This window comes from Amycolatopsis sp. NPDC004169 (assembly GCF_040610315.1).
Lineage (GTDB): Bacteria > Actinomycetota > Actinomycetes > Mycobacteriales > Pseudonocardiaceae > Amycolatopsis.
Genome location: NZ_JBEXMD010000013.1, coordinates 190,709 through 213,903 on the forward strand (window position 1 = coordinate 190,709; position 23,195 = coordinate 213,903).

Below are 23,195 nucleotides of genomic sequence, written 5' to 3' on the forward strand. Positions count from 1 at the left end.
GTTGCTTGTATTCAGCAACGACTTCGAGGAGGCCCCATGGCGCGCGCGATCAGGTTCGACGAGTACGGCGACGTGGAGGTCCTCCGGGTCGAGGAGGTCCCCCGGCCGGTTCCGGGTGCGGGGCAGGTGCTCGTCGAGGTGCGGGCCGCCGGCATCAACCCGGGCGAGGCGTCGATCCGGCAAGGTCTCCTGCATGCGCGCTTCCCGGCGACTTTCCCGTCGGGGCAGGGAAGTGACTTCGCGGGGGTTGTCGCTTCGCTCGGTGAAGGCGTCTCGGACGTCGCTGTGGGCGACGAGGTGATCGGGTTCGTCGACACCCGGTCGAGTCACGCGGAGTTCGTCGTCGCGGAGGCCGCGAACCTCACGCCTCGGCCGGACGGCGTCCCGTGGGAGGTCGCCGGCTCGCTGTTCGTCGCCGGCACGACCGCGTACGCGGCGGTCGGCGCGGTGTGCCCGCGTGAAGGGGACACCGTCGTCGTCTCGGGGGCGGCCGGCGGGGTGGGCTCGCTCGCCGTGCAGCTGGCGCAGCTGGCGGGCGCGACGGTGATCGGCCTGGCGGGCGAGGCGAACCACGAGTGGCTGCGCGAGCTCGGCGTCATCCCGGTTTCCCACGGCGAAGGCGTGCTGTCGCGGATCCGCGAAGCCGCGCCGTCCGGGGTGGACGCGTTCGTCGACACGTTCGGCTCCGGGTACGTGGAACTGGCCCTGCACCTGGGCATCCACCCGGGGCGGATCAACACGATCATCGACTTCGCGGCGGCGGAGAAGTACAACGTGAAGACGGACGGCAACGCGGCCGCGGCGTCGGCCGACGTGCTGCGTGAGCTGGGTCTGTTGCTGGACAAGGGGTTGCTGACGCTGCCGATCGCCCGGGTGTACCCGCTGGAGGAGGTCCGGGAGGCCTACCGGGAGCTCGAGCAGCGGCACACGCGCGGCAAGATCGTGCTGCGGCCCTAGTTCTTCTTCGCCAGCGCTTTCAGCCCGGCCAGGAACGCCTCGAGTGCGAACTCGAGGCGTTCCTTCGCTGTTTCCGCGGAGAAGAACTCGCCGACGTGCAGCAGGTTCGGGAACGACTCGGCGGGCAGTGACCGCATGTACGCCACCATCTGCTTGCCGCGTTCGTCGGCTTCGGCCTGGTCGATCTCGCCCCAGGTCCAGCCGCTCGCTTCGTACGCGTACGCCTTGGCGTAGAGCGCCAGCGCGTCACCCGCGAAAGTGGCCTGCTTGAGGGTCAACCCGCCCGCGCGAAGCAGGGCGAGGGTTGCTTCGCCCAGCTTCAGCGTGTTGGGCGTGACCGGCACGGGGATGTCCCACGCGATGCGCGCGATGCCGCGGTGGGCGGCCATCACGTGGATCTGGTCGCGGACGAGCTGCTTGACCTGCTCGTCCCAGTGCGCCGGGTCCGGTTCGGGGATCAGGATGTCGGCGAGCACGGCGTCGAGCATCAGCTCCGCCAGCTCGTCCTTGTTGGCGACGTGCGCGTAGAGCGAGGCCGGGCCGGTCTCCAGTTCCTGGGCGATCCGCCGCATGGTGACCGCGTCGAACCCCTCGTCGTCCAGGACGATCAGGGCCGCTCGCACGATCGAGGCCTGGGAGAGAACGGGTTTCGCGGCGCGGCGGCTCGGCGCACTGCGCCACGGCGGCGGGGGAACGGTCACCGGAACACTGTACTTGACGCGAACGCTGTTCGAGAGTAGAACGGTGTTTGTAAGACGAACGCTGTTCGAAGGGGGATTCGATGGTGGCCACTGCCGAAGCCGATGTCCGTGGGGTGCTGGACCGGCTCACCGACGCTTGGAACTCGGGAGATGCCGCCGCGTACGGGCGGCTGTTCACCGAGGATGCGGATTACGTGACGTTCTTCGGGGCGAACTTCCCCGGGCGGGAGGCGATCGAGAGTTCGCACCGGGCCTTGTTCGAGGGGCCGTTGCGGGGGTCGAAGCTCACCGGGGCGCTGGGTGGGGAGGCGAAGGTGCGGTTCGTCCGGCCGGACGTCGCCGTGGCGGTCGTCGGCGGCGGTTCGTCGCTGACCGGGGCGGAGGTTGCCGACGAAGGGCGTGAGTCGACCGTTTCGTTCGTGCTTGTCCGGGAGGAGGGCGAGTGGCTGATCACGGCGTTCCAGAACACGCGGGTTTCGGATCCGCGCGGGTGAAAACGCTTGCGGAGGCGTCGGGGGTGGTCGCGCGGCCACCCGCGGAGGTCTTCGAGCGGCTGCGGCTGAAGCTGGTCGTCGGCCATCCGATGCGGATGGAGGTCGATCGCGAGCGTGGGTTCGTCGCCGTGCAGGGCGGCTGGTGGTACCGCGGGGAGTACCGCGTCACGGCTGATCTGGCGGGCGCGCGCGTCGAGCACCGGGTGGTCAACGCGGCCACGCGGGGGCGGTGGGGCGTGCCGTTGGCGAACCGGTTCTTCGTGGGGTTCCGGAAGGAGGTGGCCATCGGGTTCGGGAGGTTGCTGGCGGATCTGGGTACACCTGAGTAGCCGCGCGCCGTTTCCGGCGCGTAGGGTGACTTAGGTAAGCCTTAGTGATGGTTGGAGTGGCCGATGGCTGAAGCACCCCGGCGGTCCGGGCGTCCCGCGGCGCGGCTGCGGGTGCTGCGGACCGAGCGGCTGACCCCGCACATGATTCGGATCGTCGCGGGCGGCGAGGGGATCGCGCAGTTCACGCCGAACGAGTTCACCGACGCGTACGTGAAGGTGCTGTTCAAGGTGCCGGGGGTCGAGTACCCGGAGCCGTTCGACGTCCAGGAGTGCCGGGCGACGATGCCGCGCGAGCACTGGCCGCGGCAGCGTTCGTACACCGTCCGCGGGTTCGACCCGCAGGCCGGCGAGCTCGTGCTCGACTTCGTCCACCACGGCGACGAGGGCATCGCGGGTCCGTGGGCGGCCTCGGCCCAGCCCGGTGACGAGCTGCTGGTCCTGGGGCCGGGCGGCGCGTACGCCCCGGGCGCGGACGCGGACTGGCACCTGCTGGCGGGGGACGAGAGCGCGCTGCCGGCCATCGCGGCGTCGCTCGAAGCGCTGCCGGCCGGTGTCCCGGCGCACGCGGTGATCCTGGTCGAGAACGAGGCCGAGGAGCAGCCGCTGGTCACGAAGGCGGACGCGCAGATCACGTGGCTGCACCGGGCGTCGGGCGGCGACGTCGCGGCGGCGGTGCGGGAGCTGCCGTGGCGGGAGGGCGTCGTCCAGGCGTTCGTCCACGGCGAGGCGGGCTTCGTGCGCGAACTGCGGCGCTACCTGCTCGACGAGCGCGGCGTGCGGCGTGAGCTGCTGTCGATCTCGGGCTACTGGCGCCACGGCAAGAACGACGAAGCGTGGCGCGAGGAGAAGGCGGCCGAGCGGGCGCGCGAGAAGTAACGTCGCCGGCCAAAAGCAGGCCGCCCCTCCGCGGGGCACGTGACCGTCGCCACCAAGCCATGCGGCCGTGGCTGTGGTCGGCTTGTTGCTCGATGGCGCAGTAACCTCGCCGTATGGCGGACTTCGAGGTAGACATCGATCCGGCTGAGGCCGGCTTCGATGCGGCACGGCTCACCCGGATCGATGCGCATTTCGACCGGTACGTCGAGGATGGCCGGTTGCCGGGCTGGCTCGCGGTGGTGAGCAGGCACGGCCGGATCGTGCACATCGGCCGTGGTGGGTCGCGGGACGTCGAGGCCGGGTTGCCGGTGGAGACCGACACGCTGTGGCGGATCTTCTCGATGACCAAGCCGATCACCTCGGTCGCGGCGATGATGCTGGCCGAAGAGGGCCTGCTGGAGCTGGACGACCCGATCTCGCGGTGGCTGCCGGAGTTCGAATCGCCGCGGGTGTACGTCAAGGGGTCGGCGCTGGCGCCGTTGACCGAGCCGGCCACGTCGCCGATCCGGGTGTGGCACCTACTGACGCACACGGCGGGCCTGACCTACGGCTTCCACCACAGCCACCCGGTGGACGCGATCTACCGCGCGGCGGGCTTCGAATGGGGCAGCCCGCCGGGGCTCGATCTGGCGGCGTGTTCGGAGAAGTGGGCGTCCCTGCCGTTGTTGTTCCAGCCGGGCACGGAGTGGAACTACTCGGTGGCCACCGACGTGCTCGGCCGGCTCGTCGAGGTGGTGTCGGGCTTGCCGCTGGACGAGTTCTTCGAGTCGCGGATCTTCGGGCCGCTGGGCATGACGGACACGGGTTTCGTGGCCGCGTCGCCGGACCGCCTGGCGGCGATGTACGTCCGCAACCCGGCCTCGGGCCGGGCGACCCGCAACGACGCGTTCGGCCGCATGGGAACAAGCCGCCCGGACTGCCTCTCGGGCGGCGGCGGCCTGGTGTCGTCGGCCCAGGACTACTGGCGCTTCACGGAGATGCTCCTCCGCGGCGGCGCCCTCGACGACGTGCGATTGCTGGCCCCGCGAACGGTGGCGCTGATGGCGAGCAACCACCTGCCGGGCCACGTGGACCTGGAGGCGTTCGGCCGTCCGTTGTTCGCGGAGATGCCCTTCGACGGCCACGGTTTCGGCCTCGGCTTCTCGGTCCTGGAGGACCCGGTGAAGGCCCGAACGGTGGCCTCGGCCGGCGAGTTCGCCTGGGGCGGCGCGGCTTCGACGGCGTTCTGGGTGGACCCGGACGAGGACCTGACGGTGGGTTTCTACACGCAGCTGCTGCCGTCGAGCACGTACCGCCTGCGCCCCCAGCTGCGGCAGCTGGTCTACCAGGCACTGGTGGACTGAGCGGGAGGTCTAGCGGTAGGCCTGGTCCAGCACCACTTCGGCCTCGGCCAGGCCTTCCGCGATGACCTGCCGCCCACCGGCGTCGTCGAGCAGCTCCGCCACCGGTTGGTTGTCCGCGAAGTACACGGCCGTGAACCGTTCGAAGCCCCGCGAGAGGGCGGCTTCGCCGAGAAGCCGGACGAGCACCGAGGCGAGCCCGGCCCGCCGCCAGCCCGGGGTGACCACCACGGCAACCTCCGCCACCCCGGCGGTCTTCGTCGCCTCGTACCGGGCGATCGCCACCCCGAGCCCCGACGGATCCCGCGCCACCAAAGCAAACCGGCGCTGGTAGTCCAGTGAGGTCAACCGTTCCATCAGCCGCGGAGTAACCCGCGGCGGAGTGCCGCAGAAGCGCCGGCGCAACGTCACCGGATCGGCCGAACGGATGGCCTCGGCCAGTTCCGGAGCGTCGCGCCGGGTGAGCGGACGAACGGTGACCAGCCGGCCATCGCGAAGGCGAACCGTGCGGTCGAATCCCAGCGGGGGTTTCGTCACCCGGCCACCTTAGGACAGGAACGGCGTCACGTTGCCCGCGCTCGCGCCGAAAAGTCACCAGGCGCTGGTGGGCTCCGGCACAACCACGTCCGGCGTCGCAGCCTGCGAACGCGAGCCGGCGAGATACCTCGAGACAGTGCTCCGCAGGTGGTCGGCGTGCTGGTAGATGTCCTCGACCGCGGTGATCGGCAGCCGGGTTTCAACCTTGTTCTCGTCGAACACGCCGAGGTACTTCTTGGACCGGTTGAACCACAGCCGCGCGATCGGCCAGCTCGGAGCAGGGTGCCGTTTGCTGCTGTGAGCTATTTCTCGGACCGGGAGGATCGAGAGTGAAACCCGGCCGGAACGAGAATCTGCTCCTCGCCGGCGTTGCCGGCAGGTTCCAGGTACGGCGTCACGTTGCCCAGCGCCCGCGTCACGTACTCCTCCTTCTCCCCAACCGGCGCCACATAATGCATCGCGCTCTCCGCCGCCTCCAACCCCGCGAGCCGGGCGATGATCCATGTCGCCAAGTACGTCGAAGCCAGACAACCTCCGGCCGTCGCGATGTTGCCGCGGGCGAAGAACGGCTTGTTCAGCACCTCTACGCCGGCCGCGAGGACCCAGGGCTTTGTTGTCAGGTCCGTGCAGGCCGGGATGTCCCTCAACAGGCCCAGTTTGGCCAGCACCAACGTCCCCGAGCACTGGGCCGCCAGCAGGGTGCGGTTCGGGTCTAGCCCGCGCAACACCTCCATGATCTCCGCGTCCTCCACCACTTCGCGGGTTCGGATGCCGCTGCCGATGATCACCGCGTCCGCCTCGCACGCCTGCTCGAGGCCGATTGCCGTGTCGATCGTGACGCCGTTCATCGAACGGACTCGCGGTGCCGGGCCCGCGATCGACGTCCGCAGGCCCGCTCGGTTCAGCACCCCGAGGGCGATCAGGGAGTCGAGTTCGTTGTAGCCGTCGAAAGTCAGGATGGCGATGTGCATGCCCGACACGCTAAGGCCGTCGATGCAGGACAGTCCAAGAATTGTCCTGCCTACAATCCGCTCGTGCGCGTTCCCAAGTACAAGCGCGTCGTCGACGCCTTCGCCGAAGAGATCCGCGCCGGGCGGTGGGCCGCCGGGACGAAGCTGCCCACGCACCGGCAGCTCGCCGCCGAGGAAGGGATTGCCGTCGTCACCGCATCGCGCGTCTACGCCGAGCTTGAAGCGATGGGGCTCGTCAGCTGTGAGCAGGGGCGGGGCACCTTCGTCCGCGATCCCGCGGGCGAGCCCGGCGAGGTGGCCGACGAGCGGTCCGTCGCCGCCGATGCTCTCGACCTCAGCTTCAACTACCCCGCCGTCCCCGGGCAAGCCGATCTGCTGCGCCGAACCCTTCGGGAGCTCGCCACCGCCGGGGACCTCGATGCGCTGCTGCGCTACCAGCCCCACTGCGGGCGGGCGCACGACCGCGCCGCCGTGGCGCGGCACCTGCGGCGGCGGGGCCTGGACGTCGGGCGGGAACGGATACTGCTCGTCGACGGTGCCCAGCACGGCCTCGCCGTCACCGCCATGACGCTGCTGCGGCCCGGCGACGTGGTCGCGGTGGACGCCCTCACCTACCCCGGCTTCCGGGCGCTCGCGCGCACCCTCGGCCTGGACCTCGCGCCGCTGCCCGGCGCCGCGGACGGGCCCGACCCGGACGCGCTCGAGCGGCTGTGCCGGCGCCGGCCCGTCCGCGCCGTGTACGCGATGCCGACGCTGCACAACCCGCTGGGCTGGGTCCTCGACGACGCCCGGCGCGCGCGGCTCGTCGCGATCGCCCGGCGGCACGGGGTCACGATCATCGAGGACGCCTCCTACGCCTACCTCGCCGAAGAGGCGCCGCCGCCGCTGGCGGTGCTTGCGCCCGAATGCACCGTCTACGTCTCGGGGTTGTCGAAGAACGTCGCCACCGGGCTGCGGTTCGGGTTCGTCGTCGCTCCCGATGCGCTCGTGCCGTCGCTCGAACGGGCCATCCGCGCCACGACGTGGAACACGCCCGCGCTCACGGCGGAAATCGCCCGCCGCTGGCTCGAGGACGGCACGGTCGACCGCCTGGAGACGCAGAAGCGCGCAGACGCCCGGCGGCGGCAGGCGATCGCCGCCGACGTGCTGGCCGGGCTGCCGGTCGTCGCGCATCCGTCGTCGTACTTCCTGTGGCTGCCGCTGGCCCCGGACGCCCGCCCCGACCGGATCGCCGCGGCCCTGGCGCGGCGGCGGGTCGCGGTCGCCACCGCCGAACCGTTCGCGACGACGCCGGCCGTGCCCCACGCGCTCCGGCTGGCGTTGGGCTCCGTCGGGCTCGCCGAGCTGCGCCACGCCTTGGAAGCCGTCCGGGAGGAAGCCGGGGCGGACGCGTTCCGGTGAGCAGCCCCGGCGCCCCGTCCCTCAGCCGAACGGTCCTCGGTCCGGCGCGCACACCGTGCCCGGTGCCGGTACCACGCCCGTTCCGAAGTAACGGTTCAGCCAGCCGTCGATGCACGCGCTCTTGCCCCGTGATCCGTGGCCGTACGTGTCCAAGGTCAGCAAGCGCGCGTTCGCCAGCAGGTGCTCGGTTCTCACTGCTCCCGCATACGGCGTCTCCAGGTCGCCCTGGCGGTTGGCCAGGAGCAGGATCGGGGCCGTCGGGCGGTTCCACGGTCCCGCGTAGCGGCCCGGGTCGGTCAGCTCCCACGTCGCGCACGGCAGCGTCTTGTAGACGTCGTAGCGCCCGAAGCCGCGGGCGATGCCGTCCGCGCGTTCGGCGTAGTCCCACCAGACCGCCGGATCGCGTGGGTTGGCCGCGTCCGTGCACAGGGTGGCGCCGCCGCCGAGAAGGGAGTCGACGTCCGGTGGACCTCCAGTGGTGGCCGGTGCCGGGAGCGCCGGGTCGGCCAGGGCCTGGAGGAAGGCCGTCAGCCGGGGTGCGGAGCCGGCGTCGGTCAGGTAGTCGTGGATGCGGGCGATCGCGCTCTGGTACGTGACCACCGTCGGCCGCCCGGACGTGTCGGTCACCGTGATCGGGCCGGTTTCGAGGCGGTCGAGGATCGTGTTGTAGCCGAACGGGCAACGGGACCCGCAGGCGTCCAGAAAGGACTGGAGGGCTCGTGGGGCGTCCGAGAAGCCCTCCAGCCGGTAGCTCATCGGGCCGGGGCCGGTCGACCAGCGGACCGGGTCGTCGACCGCGTCGAGGGCCAGGGTGCCGACGCGGCCGGGGAAGAGGTTCGCGTACGTCTCGCCCAGGTACGTGCCGTACGACTTCCCGTAGTACCGCAGCTTCGGCTCGCCGAACGCCGCGCGCAGGCGGTCCAGGTCGCGGGCGATCGTCCCGGTCGACAGGTGACCGGCCAGTGGTCCGGCGTTCTGCTCGCAGAGGTCGGTGACCGTGCGGGTGTCGGCGATCTGCTGCTGCTCGGCCGCGCGGGTCAGCGGGAACGTGCCGAGGGCGCGCTGCAGCACTTCGAGCTGCGACGGGTCGGTGAAGCAGTGGATCTTCGCGCTCGCGCTGACGCCGCGCGGGTCGAAGCCGACGATGTCGAAGCGGGCGTGCAACGCGGGGGTCAATGCCGGTGCGAACCGGCCCGACGAGCCCGGCCCGCCCGGGTTGAAGAAGATCGTGCCCAGCTTGTGGGCCTGGTCGGTGGCCGGCAGACGGCTCACCGCGATGCGGACCGTGCCCGCGGACGGGTCCTGATAGGACAGTGGGACGTCGAGGTGGCCGCAGTCGTAGCCGGCCGTGCAGGAGTCTTCCCAGACGATCCGGGCGGGGCTCGCCGCGGCCGCGGGCGCACTCAAGGCGACCGCGCCCGCGGTGGCCCCCAGCGCCAGCGCAACACGGAGTTTCCGAGGTTTCATCCGCCGATGGTCCCGCCCCGGATCCGCCGGCACAGGGGGGTGTGCCACCGGATCCGGGGTGGGGCGGGCCCTACGCGGTGAGCTTCGGGATGATCTGCGACCCGTAGGACGCCAGCGTGGCCTCGCGGTCGTCGTGCATCAGGTACAGCGAAAACTGGTCCACACCCAGCTCCGCCAGCTCCTGCAACCGCGATACGTGGGCGGAAGCCGGCCCCAGGAGGCAGAAGCGGTCGACGATCTCGTCCGGGACGAACTCCGTCGACGGGTTGCCCGCCTTGCCGTGGTGGCTGTAGTCGTAGCCCTCCCGCTCGCGGATGTAGTCCGTCAGCTCCCGCGGTACCGCGCCCGACGAGCCGTATCGGGCGACCAGGTCCGCGACGTGGTTGCCGACCATTCCGCCGAACCAGCGCAGCTGTTCACGCTGGTGCGGCAGGTCCTCGCCGACGTACGCCGGGGCTGCGACGCAGATCGTGATGCCGCCCGGGTCGCGGCCGGCCGCTCGGGCCGCGTCGCGGACCGCGCCGATCGTCCAGCGGGCGATCGCCGGGTCCGCGCACTGGAGGATGAAGCCGTCGGCGTGCTCGCCGACCGTCTGCAGCGCCTTCGGCCCGTACCCGGCCATCCACATCTCGAGCTGGCCGTTGGAGATCCACGGGATCTGCACGGTCTTCTCGTTCATCGTCACCGCGCGGCCTTCGGCGAGGTCCTTGACCACGCGCATGCAGTCGCGCACGGTGGCCAGGGTCGACGGCGGCTTCCCGACGACCCGGTGCGCGGAGTCGCCGCGGCCGATGCCGCAGACCGTCCGGTTGCCGTACATGTCGTTCAGCGTGGCGAACGTCGACGCCATCACCGACCAGTCGCGCGTGCCCGGGCTGGTCACCATCGGCCCGACGACCAGCGACGACGTCGCCGCCAGGATCGCCGAGTAGATGACGAACGGTTCCTGCCACAGCACACAGGAGTCGAACGTCCAGCCGTAGCGGAACCCGGCGGCCTCGGCGTCCTTCATCAGCCGTACGACGTCCCGCGCGGGCGGGTCCGTCTGCAACACGATCCCGAAGTCCATCCGCCTTCCTCCCCTCCACCACCCTCAACGGAGTGGCTTCGCCACACTGTGTCTTTTGCTCAGTTCAGGTACTGGTTCAGCGACCGGGACAGGAACTTGCCGTGCGAGGTCGACCCCGAGAAACCGGAAGGCGACACGACGACGCGCCCACGCGACAGCACCGTGTGCACCCGGCCCGTGATCTCGAACCCTTCGTACGCCGAATAGTCCACGTTCATGTGGTGCGTCTCAGCCGACAACGTCTGCTTCGCCGAGGGGTCGTAGATCACGATGTCCGCATCCGAACCTGCCGCGATGACTCCCTTCTTCGGGTACAGCCCGAACATCCGCGCCGGCGTCGCCGAGCACGTCTCGACCCAGCGCCCCAGCGTCAGCTCACCCGCGACGACGCCCTGGTGCAGCAGGTCCATCCGGTGCTCGACCCCCGGCATCCCGTTCGGGATGGCCCGGAAGTCACCACGCCCCAGCTCTTTCTGGTCCTTGAAGCAGAACGGGCAGTGGTCGGTGGACACCACGGACAGGTCGTTCGTGCGCAGCCCCCGCCACAGGTCCGCCTGGTGCGACTTCTCCCGCAACGGCGGCGAAGCGACGTACTTCGCGCCCTCGAAGTCCGGCTTCGCGAGGTCCTCAATGGACAGGTACAGGTACTGCGGGCACGTCTCCGCGAAGACGTTCTGGCCGTCGTTACGCGCCTCTGCCACCGCCGCCAGCGCTTGCGACGCCGACAGGTGCACGATGTACAACGGTGAGCCGGTCACCTTGGCGAGCTGGATCGCCCGCGATGTCGCTTCTCCCTCCAGTTCCGGTGGCCGCGTCAGCCCGTGCTGCACCGGGTCGGTGTTCCCGGCCGCCACGGCCTGCGCCGCCAGCTGGTCGATCGCGATGCCGTTTTCCGCGTGCATCATGATCGTAGCGCCGATTTCGCGGGCTTTCTGCATCGCGAGCAGGATTTCCCCGTCCGTGGAGTAGAACACTCCCGGGTACGCCATGAACATCTTGAAGCTGCCGACGCCGGCGTCGACGCAGGCTTCCATCTCCTTCAACGACTGGTCGTTGACGTCGGAGACGATCATGTGGAAGCCGTAGTCGATCGCGCAGTTGCCGTCGGCCTTGGCGTGCCACTTGTCCAATGTGGACAACAAGGACGTGCCCTTGGCCTGCACGGCGAAGTCGATGATCGTGGTCGTGCCGCCCCACGCCGCCGCGGTCGTCCCGGTCGAGAACGTGTCCACCGAATGGGTGCCGCCGAACGGCATCTCCATGTGGGTGTGGGCGTCGATGCCGCCGGGCAGCACGTACTTCCCGGTGGCGTCGATCGTCTCGTCGCCGGTCAGCGCGCCGGGCGCGCCGACGGCGGCGATGGTCTCGCCGTCCACCAGCACGTCCGCGGCAAAAGCGCCCGACGGCGAGACGACCTGGCCCCCGGTGATGAGCGTGGTCATCAGGCCTCCGTGAGGGGGCCGTAGGTGTCCGGCCGGCGGTCGCGGTAGAACGCCCACAGGTCACGGACCTCGTCGAGCTGCGCCATGTCGAGGTCGCGCACCACGACCTCGTCCTCGGTGTCGGACGCGGCGTCGCCGATCAGCTGCCCGCGCGGGTCGGCGAAGTACGTCTGGCCGTAGAAGTCGTTGTCGCCCAGCGGTTCCTTGCCGACGCGGTTGATGGCGCCGACGAAGTACTCGTTGGCCACCGCGGCCGCCGGCTGCTCCAGCCGCCACAGGTACTGCGACAGCCCGCGGCTGGTCGCCGACGGGTTGAACACGATCTTCGCCCCGGCCAGGCCCAGCGCGCGCCAGCCCTCCGGGAAGTGCCGCTCGTAGCAGATGTAGACGCCGATGCGGCCCACCGCGGTGTCGAACACCGGGTAGCCCAGGTTCCCGGGCCGGAAGTAGAACTTCTCCCAGAAGCCCTTGACCTGCGGGATGTGGTTCTTGCGGTGCTTGCCGAGGTAGGTGCCGTCGGCGTCGATCACTGCGGCGGTGTTGTAGTACACGCCCGGCTGCTCGACCTCGTACATCGGCACGACCAGCACCACGCCGTGGCGCTCGGCCACCTCCTGCATGAGCTTGGTCGTCGGGCCGTCCGGGATGCCTTCGGTGTAGGAGTAGTAGTCGGTGTCCTGCACCTGGCAGAAGTACGGCCCGTAGAACAGTTCCTGGAGGCAGACGACCTGGGCGCCCTGCGAGGCGGCGGTGGCGATGTGGTCGACCGCCGCCTTGATCATGGACTCCTTGTCACCCGTCCACCGCTGCTGGATCAATCCGGCTCGGACGACGCTCACTTGCTTCCTCCTTGTTCGCGGATACCGAGAGGGCGGCGAAGACGACGAACGCGCCGACGAAGCCGACCACCCAGTTGTAGTCGTAAAGGGGCTTGAGGAACGGGATCAGACCGCTGTCGGGGAACGGCCCGCCATAGGCGCCGCCGACCGCGAGCACGGCTCCCACCAGCGTGGCGACCAGCGCGCGCCAGTTCCAGCCGCCGCTGAACCAATACACCCCATCGGGTGTGTACAGGTCCTTCAGCCACAGCTTCGTGCGGGCGGTGACCCAGTACCCGGCGACGAGCACCCCGGCGACCGCGCCGAGCAGGCCGCCGTAGAAGCCGAGCCAGGCGAAGATGTAGATGTTCGGGTCGGAGTACAGCCGCCACGGCTGGATGAGGATGCCGATGACACCGGTGATCCCGCCGCCGACGGCGAACGTGATCCGCTTCGGGAACGCGTTCGAGAAGTCGTAGGACGGGCTCACGACGTTGGCCGCGAGGTTCGCCGAGATCGTGGCCAGCACCAGCGCGACCAGCGCGACGACGACCACGACCGGGCTCGAGAACTTGTCGGCCAGCTGTGCCGGGTCCCAGATGTCCTCGCCGTAGAGCACGTGCCCGCCCGACGTGGTCAGGATGGCCACGATCGCGATGAACGTCATGGTCGTCGGCAGGCCGAGGATCTGCCCGCGGACCTGCTTGCGCTGGCTGCCGCCGAAGCGGGTGAAGTCGGGCATGTTCAGCGACAGCGTCGACCAGAACGCGATCATCGCCATCAGGGACGGCGCGAACACCTTCCAGAAGTCCGGGCCCCAGCCGAGCTTGCCGCCGTCGGACAGGATCGGACCGAGCCCGCCCGCCTTGACCAGCACGTACCCGAGCATGATCAGGAAGCCGACGGACACCAGCGGCGCGGTCCAGTTCTCGAACCGGCGGACCGCCTCCATGCCGCGCCAGATGATCAGCAGCTGGCCGATCCAGAAGACCACGAAGGACAGCCACAGTGTCCAGTGCTGGCCGGCGACCACCGGCGAGTCGCGCCACCAGGAGCCGAGCAGCCGGCCGAGGATGACGTAGATGGCCTCGCCGCCGACCCACGTCTGGATGCCGAACCAGCCGCACGCGATGAACGCGCGCAGCAGCGCGGCCAGGTTGGCGCCGCGCAGGCCGTAGAACGCGCGGGCGAACACCGGGAACGGGATGCCGTACTTCGTGCCGGCGTGGCTGTTGAGCAGCATCGGGACCAGCACGACGAGGTTGCCGATGGTGATCGTGATGAGCGCCTGCACCCAGTTCATGCCGAGCGCGATGAGCGACGCGGCCAGGGCGTAACTGGGGATGTTGTGGGCCATCCCCATCCAGAGCGCGAAGTAGTTGTAGGTGGTCCAGGTCCGTTTTTCGACGGGGACGGGGGCCAGTTCCTCGTTGAAGAACCGGCTGCCTTCGAGAGACCGGACGTCGGCGGGGTCGAGCTCGACCCGGCCGTCGTCGTGCACGCGCTGGTCTGCGGGTGTCGGCGCCATTGCGGAATCCTGCGCGCCGGGTCAGGGCCGGGGCAACGGCAGTCTGTTCACTCTTCGCTGATCAGGAGTGCAGTCTGTCGATTGCGCGAGGGGGTGCCGGAGTGCATGACCTGAGTCACACATCCGGCCGTCATGAACCGGCAAAGAGGGTGAAACGTCTCCACAGGATCTTCACACTTCACGCGAACCGTCTCCACCGGGGGTGCTTAGGGTCGTGGTCATGGAACTGGGTGGGCGGCGCGTGCTCGTCGTCGAGGACGACGTCACGATCGCCGCGTCGATCGCGGCCCGGCTGCGGGCGGAGGGCTTCGGGGTGGACGTCGTCCACGACGGACCGGCGGCGGTCGCGGCCGAGGCGTCCGGGGAGCCGGACCTGGTGGTGCTCGACGTGATGCTGCCGGGGTTCGACGGCCTGGAGGTTTGCCGCCGGATCCAGGGACGGCGGCCGGTGCCGGTGCTCATGCTGACCGCGCGGGCCGACGAGACGGACATGCTGGTCGGGCTGGGTGTCGGCGCCGACGACTACCTCACGAAGCCGTTCTCGATGCGGGTGCTGACCGCGCGGGTGCACGCGCTGCTGCGGCGGGTCGAGCGGTCGTCGGCCGGCGCTTCGGGGGCCCGGATCGTGCTGGGCGACCTCGAGATCGACGTCGACCAGCGGCGGGTCGCGCGGGCGGGGGTCGCGGCGCAGCTGACGCCGATCGAGTTCGACCTGCTGGTGCACTTCGCGCGGCGGCCGCGGGTGGTGCAGCCGCGCGAACGGCTGCTGTCGGAGGTGTGGGACTGGGACGTCCACGGCACGGCGTCGGGCACCCGGGCGGTGGACAGCCACATCAAGGCGCTGCGGCGCAAGCTCGGCGCGGACCTGATCCGGACCGTGCACGGCGTCGGCTACGCGCTGGAGGCGGGCTCGTGAACCTCGTCCCGCGGCCGCTGGACCGGATCCGGTCGATCAAGCTGAAGCTGGCGATCCTGATGGTCGCCTCGGGTGGGGTGGCGTTCGCGTTCTTCAACTGGCAGATCGGCTGGCTGCCGCCGAAGACGACGGTCACCGCGATGGTACTGGCGCTGGTGCTGTCGCAGGTACTGGCGCACGGGATGACCCGGCCGCTGCGCGAGATGACGGCGGCGGCCCGAGCGATGGCGAAGGGCGACTACACGCGGCGGATCCGGGCCACCACACGGGACGAGGTCGGGGTGCTGGCCCAGGCGTTCAACCAGATGGCGGGCGACCTCGGGAACGCCGACCGCCAGCGCCGGGAGCTGATCGCGAACGTCTCCCACGAGCTGCGGACGCCGATCACGGCGTTGAACGGAGTGCTGGAGAACCTCGTCGACGGCGTCGAGGACCCCGATCCGGCGACGCTGAAGACGGCGTTGCAGCAGACCGAGCGCCTGGCTTCGCTGGTGGACGAGCTGCTGGACCTCTCGCGGCTGGACGCGGGGGCGTCTTCGCTGCACAAGACGTCGTTTTCGCTGTGGTCGCTGTTGTCCGAGGTGGTGGGGGAGGCGGCGTTCGCGGGCCGCGGGGTGACGTTCGAGGTGTCGGTGTCGCCCGAAGGAGCGGTGGTGACGGCGGATCGCGGGCGGCTGTTCCAGGTGGTGGCGAACCTGCTGGAGAACGCGGCCCGCCACGGCCCGGCGGGCGGGCAGGTCCGGGTGGTGGCGCAGGTGCGTGCGGGGGAGGTGCGCATCGACGTGTGCGACGAGGGGCCGGGGATCGCGCCGGCGGACCGGGAGCGGGTGTTCGAGCGGTTCACGCGGGGGGAGCGGCCGTCCGGCGGGGGGACCGGGCTGGGGCTGGCGATCGCGCGGTGGGCGGTGGAACTGCACGGGGGGACGATCGGGGTGGTCGACCCGTCGGCGGGGACGGGGAGCCGGATCCGGGTGAGCCTCCCGGCTTGAGAGTTGTGTCGTCGGTGGTCTGCGGGGGTGGCGGGCCGTGGGATTTGCGAATGGGAAGGGGTGGAGATGCCGAAGAGCAGTTTTGGCGGGGGCGGCGGGGAGCCGGGGGTGCCGCGGGGGAAGCGGGCGGTGCGGGAGGCGGGTTCGGGGGCCGGTGGGGCCGCGGCGGCCGGAGGTGGGCCGGGGGCCGGTGGTGCCTTCGGGACTCCGGCCGCGGGTGGTGGTGTTGCCGTTGCCGCGCCGCCGTTTCTGCTGCGGCCGATACCGCCGCCGAAATCGGTCGTTGTCCCGCTGCCTCCGGCGGTTCTGCCCGCCGCCGGGCTGGCCGGGGTTGCCGGTGCTCTCCTGCTGCCCGTCGATCGGCCCGGGGTCGGGTGGCTGCTCTGCGGGCTGGCCGTCGCCGGGGCGGTCGTCGTTGCCGATCGGCGGTCTCGTGGTGGTTCGGCCGGGGCTCTCACCTGGCGCAATGGCGGGTGGGCCGCGCTCGCTCTCGCGTTGCTCGCCGTCGGGACCGTTCGGGCGTCGGGGTGGCTGTTCGTCCTCTGCGTGCTGGCCGCCGTGGTCGCCGGGTCGCTGGCCGTTGTCGGGGAACGGACCGTGCACTCCGTCCTCTACGACATGCTCGCCGTCCCGATCGAAGCCGTCCGGGCCGTTCCGTGGGTCGGGCGCGGGGCCGGGCGGTTCGCCTCGCGGCGCGACGGGGTCGCCCGGCGGATCGCGCTCGCCGTGCTCGCCGCCGCCGGGCTCGTCGGGGTCTTCGTCCCGCTGCTGGCCAGTGCCGATGCCGCCTTCGCCGCCGTCGTCAGCGCCGTCGTCCCCGAGCTCAGCGTCGCCACGCTCGTGCGGTGGTGCTCGGTCTTCGCCGTCGTCACGCTGGTCGTAGCCGGCGCCTGCTATTTCCTGGCCGCGCCGGCGCCGCGGGCGTCGGCCGATCGTCCACACCGGACGAAGTACGGTCTGGAGTGGACGGTCCCGTTGGTCGTCCTCCTCGTGGTGTTCGGGGTTTTCGTCGGGGTGCGGCTGGTCGTGCTGTTCGGCGGCACCGAGTACGTCCTGCGCACCGGCAACCTGACGTCCGCGGAGTACGCCCGCGGCGGCTTCTGGCAGCTGTGCGCGGTGACCGTCCTGACGCTGGCCATCGTCGCCGCGGCGCTGCGGTGGGCGCCGGACGCGACGAAGGCCGACCGGCTCCGGCAGCGCCTCCTGCTCGGCACGCTCAGCGCGCTCACCCTGGTGCTCGTCGGCTCGGCGTTGAGTCGCATGTGGACGTACCAGGAGGCGTACGGCTTCACCGTGCTGCGGCTGCTCGTCGAGGTCTGCGAACTGTGGTTCGGCGCGGTGTTCGTCCTGGTGCTGGCCGCGCTGGTCCGGCTGCGCCCGGCCTGGCTGCCCCGCGCGGCGATCGGGACGGCCGCGGCGGCGCTGCTCGCGCTGGCCGTCCTCGACCCGGAACGCCTCATCGCCGACGCCAATCTCGACCGCGCCGCCGCCGGCAAGCCCCTGGACGACCGCTACCTGGCCGGCTTTTCCGCCGACGTGGTCCCGGTGGTCTCGGCCCGCCTGCCGGAACCGCTGCGCACGTGCGTGCTCAGGCGGGTCCTGCGCGACGACACCCCGGACGGCTGGCCGGCCTGGAACCTCAGCCGTTCGGCGGCTCGCGACGTGCGGTTCGGCCCAGTCACCGGCTGCCGGTGAACCGGACCGCCGGGTAGCGCGTGGATAAGAGTTACGCGGGAGCCACCGGGCCGTCGTGGGGGCGGCCCGGCGGCTTCCGCGCGTGCACGCCGGCCAGCAGGGCTTCCCACGATCGGGTGGTGACGGAGAGTGTGCCGCCCTCGCGGTCTTTCGTGTCGCGGATCTGCGACAGCCCCGCGACTCGCACTTCGACGCATTCCTCGCTGCCACTGTAGGAAGACTTCCGCCAGGCGGCTCCGGGCATTTCAGGCCTCCAGTCCGGTGATCACCCCCTGGATGAGCCGTTCGGAATCGAGTTCGCTCAACGCCAGGGAGGAGAGGGTGTCGATGGCCGCGCGGTAACCAGCCACATCGTCCTCGTCGTAAACATACCCGCTGCCCCGATGGTGCTCCAGGTAGACGAGGGAGGGCAGGTCCGTGTAGTCGAAGACGATGAACGGCCCGAAATGGCCGGGGTGGTAACCGATGCCGTTCCGCACGATGCGCACCGACACGCTCGGCAGCCGCATCCGCGAGCGCAGGTAGGTGAGCTGCTCGGCCATGACCGCCGGGCCGCCGATGTTCTGGTGCAGCACCGCCTCGCTGAGCAGGATCCGGCACGACAGGGGATTCCGGCCGGTCAGAAGGTCGCGACGGGCCAGCCTGACCATGACATGGCGCTCGATATGCGCAGTGGGGTGCTTCATGGTGGCGAAGATCGCCCTGATGTAGGCAGGCGTCTGGAGCATGCCGGGCACCACAGCCGGTGCCCAGCAGGCCATGCTCGCCGCGGCCCGCTCGTATTCGAGGTAGGTCGCCAGCCGCTCCGGTCCGTCCACCGCGTGCTGGTCGAGCCAGTTGGGATCGGTGGCGGTGCGGGCGAGATTGATCAGCCGCGCGCGTTCGGCGGGCTCCACCCTGAGTGCGCCCAGGATGGTGGCGAGCTCGTCGATCTTCGGTACTCGCTTACCGCTCTCCCAATTGGAAATGTTCTGCGGCAGCACATCGACCAACCGGCCCAGCTCGCGGACCTTCAGATTGCGCGCCTGCCTTGCTCTTTTCATCCCGAAACCCAGCGCGCGGGCCCGGGGCGTGGCGATCGGTGGTGGCATGGGGCACAGCCTGCCCGTGAGCAGGCCGTGCCCCATCGGGTGATGCCGTTCTGCTGTCGCAGTGCTGCGTCAAGAAAACCGGGTCAGAACGCGAAGACGCCGTCCGAATCGCGGTCGGCTTCGCACCGGTTCGCGTACGTCGTGCTGTACGACACCGGCTTCCCGTGCCACGTGCCGATCGCCGTGGCCTCGACCGGGGCGTAGATCAGCGTGCACGCCTGGTGGCGCGCGTTGATCCGGGAGAAGTCACCGCCCGCGCCCGTCAGCACCTCGCACGCCTTGTCGCGCTTGGGGTGCGTGCCGCCCGCCGGGTCGCACGTCAGGACCACCGAGCCGATCCGGCCGGCGGTGTCGTGGGTGCTCAGCTGCAGCGTCGAGGCCGGGGGCGGCGCCGGCGCCAGGCAGCCGATGCTCATCAAGCATGCTGCGAAGGGGAGTAGGGCCATATCGGTTCCATCGGCCGTCCGGAGTCGATCACTGTGCTGCACGTCCGGGTGAGTCTTCCTCGCTCGGCCGGGTGAGGTCCGCAGCCAGCAGGGCCACGTACAGCGACAACATCGACTCCGGATCTTCCAGCCGGACGCCGAGGACCTGCTCGATCCGGGCGAGCTGCTGGTAATAGGCCGTCCGGGAGGTGTGGGCCGCCGCGGCCGCCGCCGACTTGTTGCCGCCCTGCTCGCAGTAGTGGCGCAACGCCTGCACCAGCCGGCTCCCCGTCGCTGCGTCGCGCTGGAGCAGCGGGCCGAGCTCGCGCGTCGCGAAGGCCGTCACGCGCTCGTCGCCGGACAACAGGTGCAGCAGGCCGCGCAGGCGGACGTCGGACAGCCGGTGCAGGACGCGCTCGTCGCCCGCCCCGAGCGCGGCCGCCGCGACCTGGATCGCCTCCTGCAGCGTGCGGCGGGCTTCGGCCGGGGACGTCACCGTCGTCCCGACCGCGAGCACGCCCGGCGCGCTGCCGCGGGCTTCGTGGACGTCGGTGGCGAGCCGGTGCAGCACGGCGTCGGCGTTCGCCTCCGGGGACAGCGCGATCAGGGCCCGCACGCCGAGGTCGTCCGTCGCCACCAGTGCCGACACCTTCGCGCGGCGGGCGGCCAGCACCGTCGCCTCGGCCAGCTCGCGCAGCACCGGCGGCGTCGACAACGCGGGCCGCGCCGTCGCGGTCAGCCGCGGCCGGACCGCCAGCCCGACCAGCTGCCGTCCGGGCAGCGGCACGGCCAGCGCCGACGCCCGCGCCAGCAGCTCGGCCGTCGGGGCCGGGGACGCCAGCAGCTCGGCGAGCACCGCGCGGTGGGCCTGGCGTTCGAGGCCGTCGGAGTCCTTGGCGACCAGCCGGTGCACGGCCAGCGCGGACGCGGCCCGCTCGGCGACCACCCGGTGGCGGTGCGGCGGCTGGTCGGCGCACACCAGGATCAGCCGTCCCCAGTCGTGCCCGCGGGCGCCGACCACGGTCACCAGCCAGCCCGACCCGGGGTGGTAGCCGGTCCGCTCGCCGACCTGGACCACCCGCGACCGGGACGGCCAGCCGGTGAGCAGCTCGGCCGGGTCGGTGCCGGCCGCGTCGTAGGCGAGGACTTCGTGCGACAGCGTCTCGAGCACCACCGGCTGCTCGGTCAGCCGGGCGACCTCGCCCAGGACGACGCCGGGCTCGGCGCCCGCGACCGTCAGGGCGGTGAACGTCTCGTGCACGCGCTCGGCGGCGCGCAGCTCGGCGACCTGGGCGTCGACGATCTGGCCGTTCACCGCCTCGGTGACGCTCACGAACCGCGTCTCACGCGAGAGCGTCACCAGGGGAAGCCCGTGCTCGTCGGCCGCGTCGACCAGCGCGGCGGGCAGCTTGTCGCTCCAGTGCCGGACCAGCTCGACCACCACCCCGGCCGCGCCGACCCCGGCCAGGTCGGCGACGTAGCGGGCCAGCGCCGGGCCGTCGTCGGGCAGCGCGACACCGGTGGTCAGCACCAGCTCGCCGCCGCGCAGCAGGTGCGCGATGTCGGCGACCTCGGCGACGTGCGCCCAGCGCACCGGCGCGTCCAGCCCGGCGGCCCCGGCGACGACGTGCGGGCGGCCCTGGCGCAGCACCGGCAGCGCGAGGACCTCGGCGACGGTCGGGTACATGGCTCCTCGAATGATCGGCAGGGACAGACTGTACGGCCGCGGCGGCGAGTCCGTACACGTTGCCGATGGCCTGGCGCGGCGCCCGCACGGAGACTCGGGACGGGATGTTGCCGAGTGCGAGGAGTGCCCGCCGTGACCGACCGCATCAGCCACTGGATCGACGGCAAGCCGTTCGGCGGGACCGCCGCGCGCTCCGGCGAGGTCTTCGACCCGGCCACCGGAGAGGTCAGGGCGCACGTCGACTTCGCCGGGGACGCCGAGGTCGAAGCCGCCGTCGCCGCGGCCAAGGCGGCGCTGCCGGGCTGGCGCGGGACGTCGCTGGCCGGCCGGACCCGCGTCCTGTTCGCCTTCCGCGAGCTGCTGTCCGCCCGCAAGCACGAGCTGGCGAAGATCATCACGAGCGAGCACGGCAAGGTCGAGTCCGACGCGGCCGGGGAGATCGCCCGCGCGATCGAGAACGTCGAGTTCGCCTGCGGCGCCGCCCAGCTGCTCAAGGGCGGGTTCAGCGAGAACGCCTCCACCGGCGTCGACGTCTACTCGATCGCCCAGCCGCTGGGCGTGGTCGGCGTGATCTCGCCGTTCAACTTCCCGGCCATGGTGCCGCTGTGGTTCGTCCCCAATGCGCTGGCCTGCGGGAACACCGTCGTGCTCAAGCCGAGCGAGAAGGACCCGTCGGCGGCGGTGTTCATCGCGGAGCTGTTCGCCGAGGCCGGGCTGCCCGCGGGCGCCCTGAACGTGCTGCACGGCGACAAGGCGGCCGTGGACGGGCTGCTGACGCACGGCGACGTCAAGGCGATCTCGTTCGTCGGGTCGACGCCGATCGCGCGGTACGTCTACGAGACCGGCACCCGGCACGGCAAGCGCGTCCAGGCGCTCGGCGGGGCGAAGAACCACATGGTGGTGCTGCCGGACGCCGACCTCGACCTGGCCGCCGACGCGGCGGTGTCGGCCGGGTTCGGCTCGGCGGGGGAGCGGTGCATGGCGGTGTCGGTGGTGGTCGCCGTCGACCCGATCGGCGACGACCTCGTGCGCAAGATCACCGAGCGGATGGCGGCGCTGCGCGTCGGCGACGGCCGCGACCCGGAGTCGGAGATGGGGCCGCTGGTGACGGCGGCGCACCACGCACGGGTCGAGTCCTATGTGGACGCCGGGGTGGCGGCCGGTGCCTCACTGGTCGTCGACGGCCGCGGGATCGAGGTGCCCGGCGACGGCTTCTGGCTGGGCCCGACGCTGTTCGACCACGTCCGCACCGACATGTCGATCTACACCGACGAGATCTTCGGCCCGGTGCTGTCGGTGGCCCGCACGGCGTCCTACGACGAGGCACTGGAGCTGATCAACGCCAACCCGTACGGCAACGGCACGGCGATCTTCACCGGTGACGGCGCGGCCGCGCGGCGCTTCCAGAACGAGGTCGAGGTCGGCATGGTCGGCGTCAACGTGCCGATCCCGGTCCCGGTCGGGTACTACTCCTTCGGCGGCTGGAAGGACTCCCTGTTCGGCGACAGCCACGCCTACGGGCCGGAAGGGTTCCACTTCTTCACCCGGACGAAGGTGGTCACGTCCCGCTGGCCGGACCGCTCGCACGCCGGGGTCAACCTGGGCTTCCCGCGCAACTCCTGAGCGCGGCCCGGCTCGCCTCGTCCGCGGGACGGCCGATCAGCAGCCGCTGGTCGGACTCCCGCAGCGGCACGAGGACCTCGACGTCCACGGCGATCACGCCGGCGCCGGGGTGGCGCAGCACCTTGCTGCCCCGGCCGGTGCCCCGCACGTCCCGTTCGGCCCACCACCGCGCGAACTCCTCGTTGCCACCGGTGCATTCGGCGATGAGCGCGGTCAGCACCGGGTCGTCCGGGTGCGCGGCCCAGGCGGCGCGCAGGTGGGCGATCCCTTCCCGCACCACGCGTTCGCGGTCGACGTAGTACTCGCGGATCTCCGGGTGCAGCAGGCACAGCCACATCGCGTTCCGCTGTGCCGACGGCAGCGTGGCGAAGTCCAGCAGCAGCCGCGCCATGCCCGCGTTCCAGGCGAGGATGTCGAAGCGGTGGTTCAGCAGCATGGCCGGGAGCGGTGAGAGGTCTTCGACCAGCCGCGCGAGCGACGGCTCCGCGGTCGTGGCCGGCTCGCCGGTGCCGCGGGGACGCTGCCGGGCCAGGTCGAAGAAGTAGGCGCGTTCTTCCCCGGTCAGGCGCAGCGCACTCGACAACGCCTCCACGACGGCCGCCGAAGGGCGCAACCCGCGTGCCTGCTCCAGGCGCACGACGTAGTCGACGCTGACGCCGGCCTGCTCGGCGACCTCTTCGCGGCGCAGTCCCGGCGTCCGCCGCGACCGGCGCACCGGCAGGCCGAAGTCGCGCGGGTCCAGGCGTTCCCGCCGGGTCCGCAGGAACGCGGCCAGCTCCACTGTGGCGGTGCTCATACCCGGGTCCAACCGGCAGGGTGGGACGGCTGTTCCCAGGAAG

24 protein-coding genes are annotated in these 23,195 nt (G+C 71.2%); 10 read left to right on the forward strand and 14 right to left on the reverse strand.

Annotated features, from left to right (window positions below):
• Positions 1–36: 36 nt before the first annotated feature.
• Positions 37–957, forward strand: coding sequence for an NADP-dependent oxidoreductase (locus ABZX11_RS20120; RefSeq protein WP_354914826.1), 921 nt, complete (start codon positions 37–39; stop codon positions 955–957).
• Here the strand turns inward: ABZX11_RS20120 and ABZX11_RS20125 are convergent.
• Positions 954–1,658 (reverse strand): TetR/AcrR family transcriptional regulator, encoded by a 705-nt coding sequence (locus ABZX11_RS20125; protein ID WP_303246964.1) that lies wholly within the window; start codon positions 1,656–1,658, stop codon positions 954–956. The genes ABZX11_RS20120 and ABZX11_RS20125 overlap by 4 nt on opposite strands.
• An 83-nt stretch (positions 1,659–1,741) precedes the next feature.
• Between ABZX11_RS20125 and ABZX11_RS20130 the strand changes: the two genes are divergently transcribed.
• The 4 genes from ABZX11_RS20130 to ABZX11_RS20145 all read left to right on the forward strand — a co-directional run bounded on the left by ABZX11_RS20130 (position 1,742) and on the right by ABZX11_RS20145 (position 4,700).
• A complete protein-coding gene (locus tag ABZX11_RS20130; RefSeq protein ID WP_354914875.1) occupies positions 1,742–2,152 on the forward strand; it encodes an SgcJ/EcaC family oxidoreductase in 411 nt (136 codons plus the stop codon).
• Entirely contained in the window at positions 2,149–2,481 is a 333-nt protein-coding gene (locus ABZX11_RS20135; RefSeq protein ID WP_354914828.1) for a hypothetical protein, read from the forward strand. The genes ABZX11_RS20130 and ABZX11_RS20135 overlap by 4 nt, the downstream gene beginning before the upstream one ends.
• Before the next feature lie 63 nt (positions 2,482–2,544).
• On the forward strand, positions 2,545–3,357 hold the full coding sequence (locus ABZX11_RS20140) for a siderophore-interacting protein (RefSeq protein ID WP_354914830.1): 813 nt from the start codon (positions 2,545–2,547) through the stop codon (positions 3,355–3,357).
• A gap of 113 nt (positions 3,358–3,470) precedes the next feature.
• Positions 3,471–4,700 (forward strand): serine hydrolase domain-containing protein, encoded by a 1,230-nt coding sequence (locus ABZX11_RS20145; protein WP_354914832.1) that lies wholly within the window; start codon positions 3,471–3,473, stop codon positions 4,698–4,700.
• 9 nt (positions 4,701–4,709) lie between these two features.
• Here the strand turns inward: ABZX11_RS20145 and ABZX11_RS20150 are convergent, their stop codons facing one another.
• The 3 genes from ABZX11_RS20150 to ABZX11_RS20160 form a co-directional block, all read right to left on the reverse strand.
• Entirely contained in the window at positions 4,710–5,234 is a 525-nt protein-coding gene (locus ABZX11_RS20150) for a GNAT family N-acetyltransferase (RefSeq protein WP_354914834.1), read from the reverse strand.
• Between the two features lie 54 nt (positions 5,235–5,288).
• Entirely contained in the window at positions 5,289–5,456 is a 168-nt protein-coding gene (locus ABZX11_RS20155) for a hypothetical protein (protein WP_354914836.1), read from the reverse strand.
• 80 nt (positions 5,457–5,536) lie between these two features.
• Entirely contained in the window at positions 5,537–6,205 is a 669-nt protein-coding gene (locus ABZX11_RS20160) for a DJ-1/PfpI family protein (RefSeq protein WP_354914838.1), read from the reverse strand.
• A gap of 63 nt (positions 6,206–6,268) precedes the next feature.
• Here ABZX11_RS20160 and ABZX11_RS20165 point away from each other — a divergent pair, with 63 nt between their 5' ends.
• A complete protein-coding gene (locus ABZX11_RS20165; RefSeq protein ID WP_354914840.1) occupies positions 6,269–7,606 on the forward strand; it encodes a PLP-dependent aminotransferase family protein in 1,338 nt (445 codons plus the stop codon).
• 21 nt (positions 7,607–7,627) lie between these two features.
• On the opposite strand, the gene ABZX11_RS20170 is transcribed toward ABZX11_RS20165, so the two are convergent.
• From ABZX11_RS20170 to ABZX11_RS20190, 5 genes are all read right to left on the reverse strand, one after another.
• A complete protein-coding gene (locus tag ABZX11_RS20170; protein ID WP_354914842.1) occupies positions 7,628–9,073 on the reverse strand; it encodes an alpha/beta fold hydrolase in 1,446 nt (481 codons plus the stop codon).
• 70 nt (positions 9,074–9,143) lie between these two features.
• The gene (locus ABZX11_RS20175; RefSeq protein WP_354914844.1) at positions 9,144–10,142 is read right to left on the reverse strand and encodes a TIGR03842 family LLM class F420-dependent oxidoreductase; all 999 of its coding nucleotides are present in this window, start codon (positions 10,140–10,142) and stop codon (positions 9,144–9,146) included.
• 59 nt (positions 10,143–10,201) lie between these two features.
• Positions 10,202–11,584, reverse strand: coding sequence for a dihydropyrimidinase (gene hydA, locus ABZX11_RS20180; protein WP_354914846.1), 1,383 nt, complete (start codon positions 11,582–11,584; stop codon positions 10,202–10,204).
• Positions 11,584–12,366: a nitrilase-related carbon-nitrogen hydrolase gene (locus ABZX11_RS20185; RefSeq protein ID WP_249027179.1), complete on the reverse strand. Its 783-nt coding sequence runs from the start codon at positions 12,364–12,366 to the stop codon at positions 11,584–11,586. Before ABZX11_RS20185 ends, hydA begins: the two co-directional genes overlap by 1 nt.
• Before the next feature lie 10 nt (positions 12,367–12,376).
• On the reverse strand, positions 12,377–13,930 hold the full coding sequence (locus ABZX11_RS20190) for an NCS1 family nucleobase:cation symporter-1 (protein WP_354914848.1): 1,554 nt from the start codon (positions 13,928–13,930) through the stop codon (positions 12,377–12,379).
• Positions 13,931–14,150: 220 nt separating this feature from the next.
• Between ABZX11_RS20190 and ABZX11_RS20195 the strand changes: the two genes are divergently transcribed.
• From ABZX11_RS20195 to ABZX11_RS20205, 3 genes are all read left to right on the forward strand, one after another.
• Positions 14,151–14,846 carry a response regulator transcription factor gene (locus tag ABZX11_RS20195; protein ID WP_176171721.1) on the forward strand — a complete coding sequence of 232 codons (696 nt, stop codon included), beginning with the start codon at positions 14,151–14,153 and terminating at the stop codon, positions 14,844–14,846.
• Positions 14,843–15,835: an ATP-binding protein gene (locus ABZX11_RS20200; protein ID WP_354914850.1), complete on the forward strand. Its 993-nt coding sequence runs from the start codon at positions 14,843–14,845 to the stop codon at positions 15,833–15,835. The genes ABZX11_RS20195 and ABZX11_RS20200 overlap by 4 nt, the downstream gene beginning before the upstream one ends.
• A 108-nt stretch (positions 15,836–15,943) precedes the next feature.
• Entirely contained in the window at positions 15,944–17,530 is a 1,587-nt protein-coding gene (locus ABZX11_RS20205) for a DUF4173 domain-containing protein (RefSeq protein ID WP_354914852.1), read from the forward strand.
• A gap of 31 nt (positions 17,531–17,561) precedes the next feature.
• On the opposite strand, the gene ABZX11_RS20210 is transcribed toward ABZX11_RS20205, so the two are convergent.
• The 4 genes from ABZX11_RS20210 to ABZX11_RS20225 all read right to left on the reverse strand — a co-directional run bounded on the left by ABZX11_RS20210 (position 17,562) and on the right by ABZX11_RS20225 (position 20,733).
• On the reverse strand, positions 17,562–17,774 hold the full coding sequence (locus ABZX11_RS20210) for a DUF397 domain-containing protein (protein WP_176171718.1): 213 nt from the start codon (positions 17,772–17,774) through the stop codon (positions 17,562–17,564).
• A 1-nt stretch (position 17,775) separates the two neighbouring features.
• Positions 17,776–18,621: a helix-turn-helix transcriptional regulator gene (locus tag ABZX11_RS20215; RefSeq protein WP_176171717.1), complete on the reverse strand. Its 846-nt coding sequence runs from the start codon at positions 18,619–18,621 to the stop codon at positions 17,776–17,778.
• Between the two features lie 83 nt (positions 18,622–18,704).
• Entirely contained in the window at positions 18,705–19,037 is a 333-nt protein-coding gene (locus tag ABZX11_RS20220) for an SSI family serine proteinase inhibitor (RefSeq protein WP_354914855.1), read from the reverse strand.
• Positions 19,038–19,095: 58 nt separating this feature from the next.
• Positions 19,096–20,733, reverse strand: coding sequence for a PucR family transcriptional regulator ligand-binding domain-containing protein (locus ABZX11_RS20225; RefSeq protein WP_354914857.1), 1,638 nt, complete (start codon positions 20,731–20,733; stop codon positions 19,096–19,098).
• A gap of 132 nt (positions 20,734–20,865) precedes the next feature.
• Between ABZX11_RS20225 and ABZX11_RS20230 the strand changes: the two genes are divergently transcribed.
• A complete protein-coding gene (locus ABZX11_RS20230; protein ID WP_176171714.1) occupies positions 20,866–22,356 on the forward strand; it encodes a CoA-acylating methylmalonate-semialdehyde dehydrogenase in 1,491 nt (496 codons plus the stop codon).
• On the opposite strand, the gene ABZX11_RS20235 is transcribed toward ABZX11_RS20230, so the two are convergent.
• Positions 22,328–23,152 carry a helix-turn-helix transcriptional regulator gene (locus ABZX11_RS20235; protein WP_354914859.1) on the reverse strand — a complete coding sequence of 275 codons (825 nt, stop codon included), beginning with the start codon at positions 23,150–23,152 and terminating at the stop codon, positions 22,328–22,330. The two genes, ABZX11_RS20230 and ABZX11_RS20235, sit on opposite strands and share 29 nt — an antisense overlap.
• Positions 23,153–23,195 lie beyond the last annotated feature (43 nt).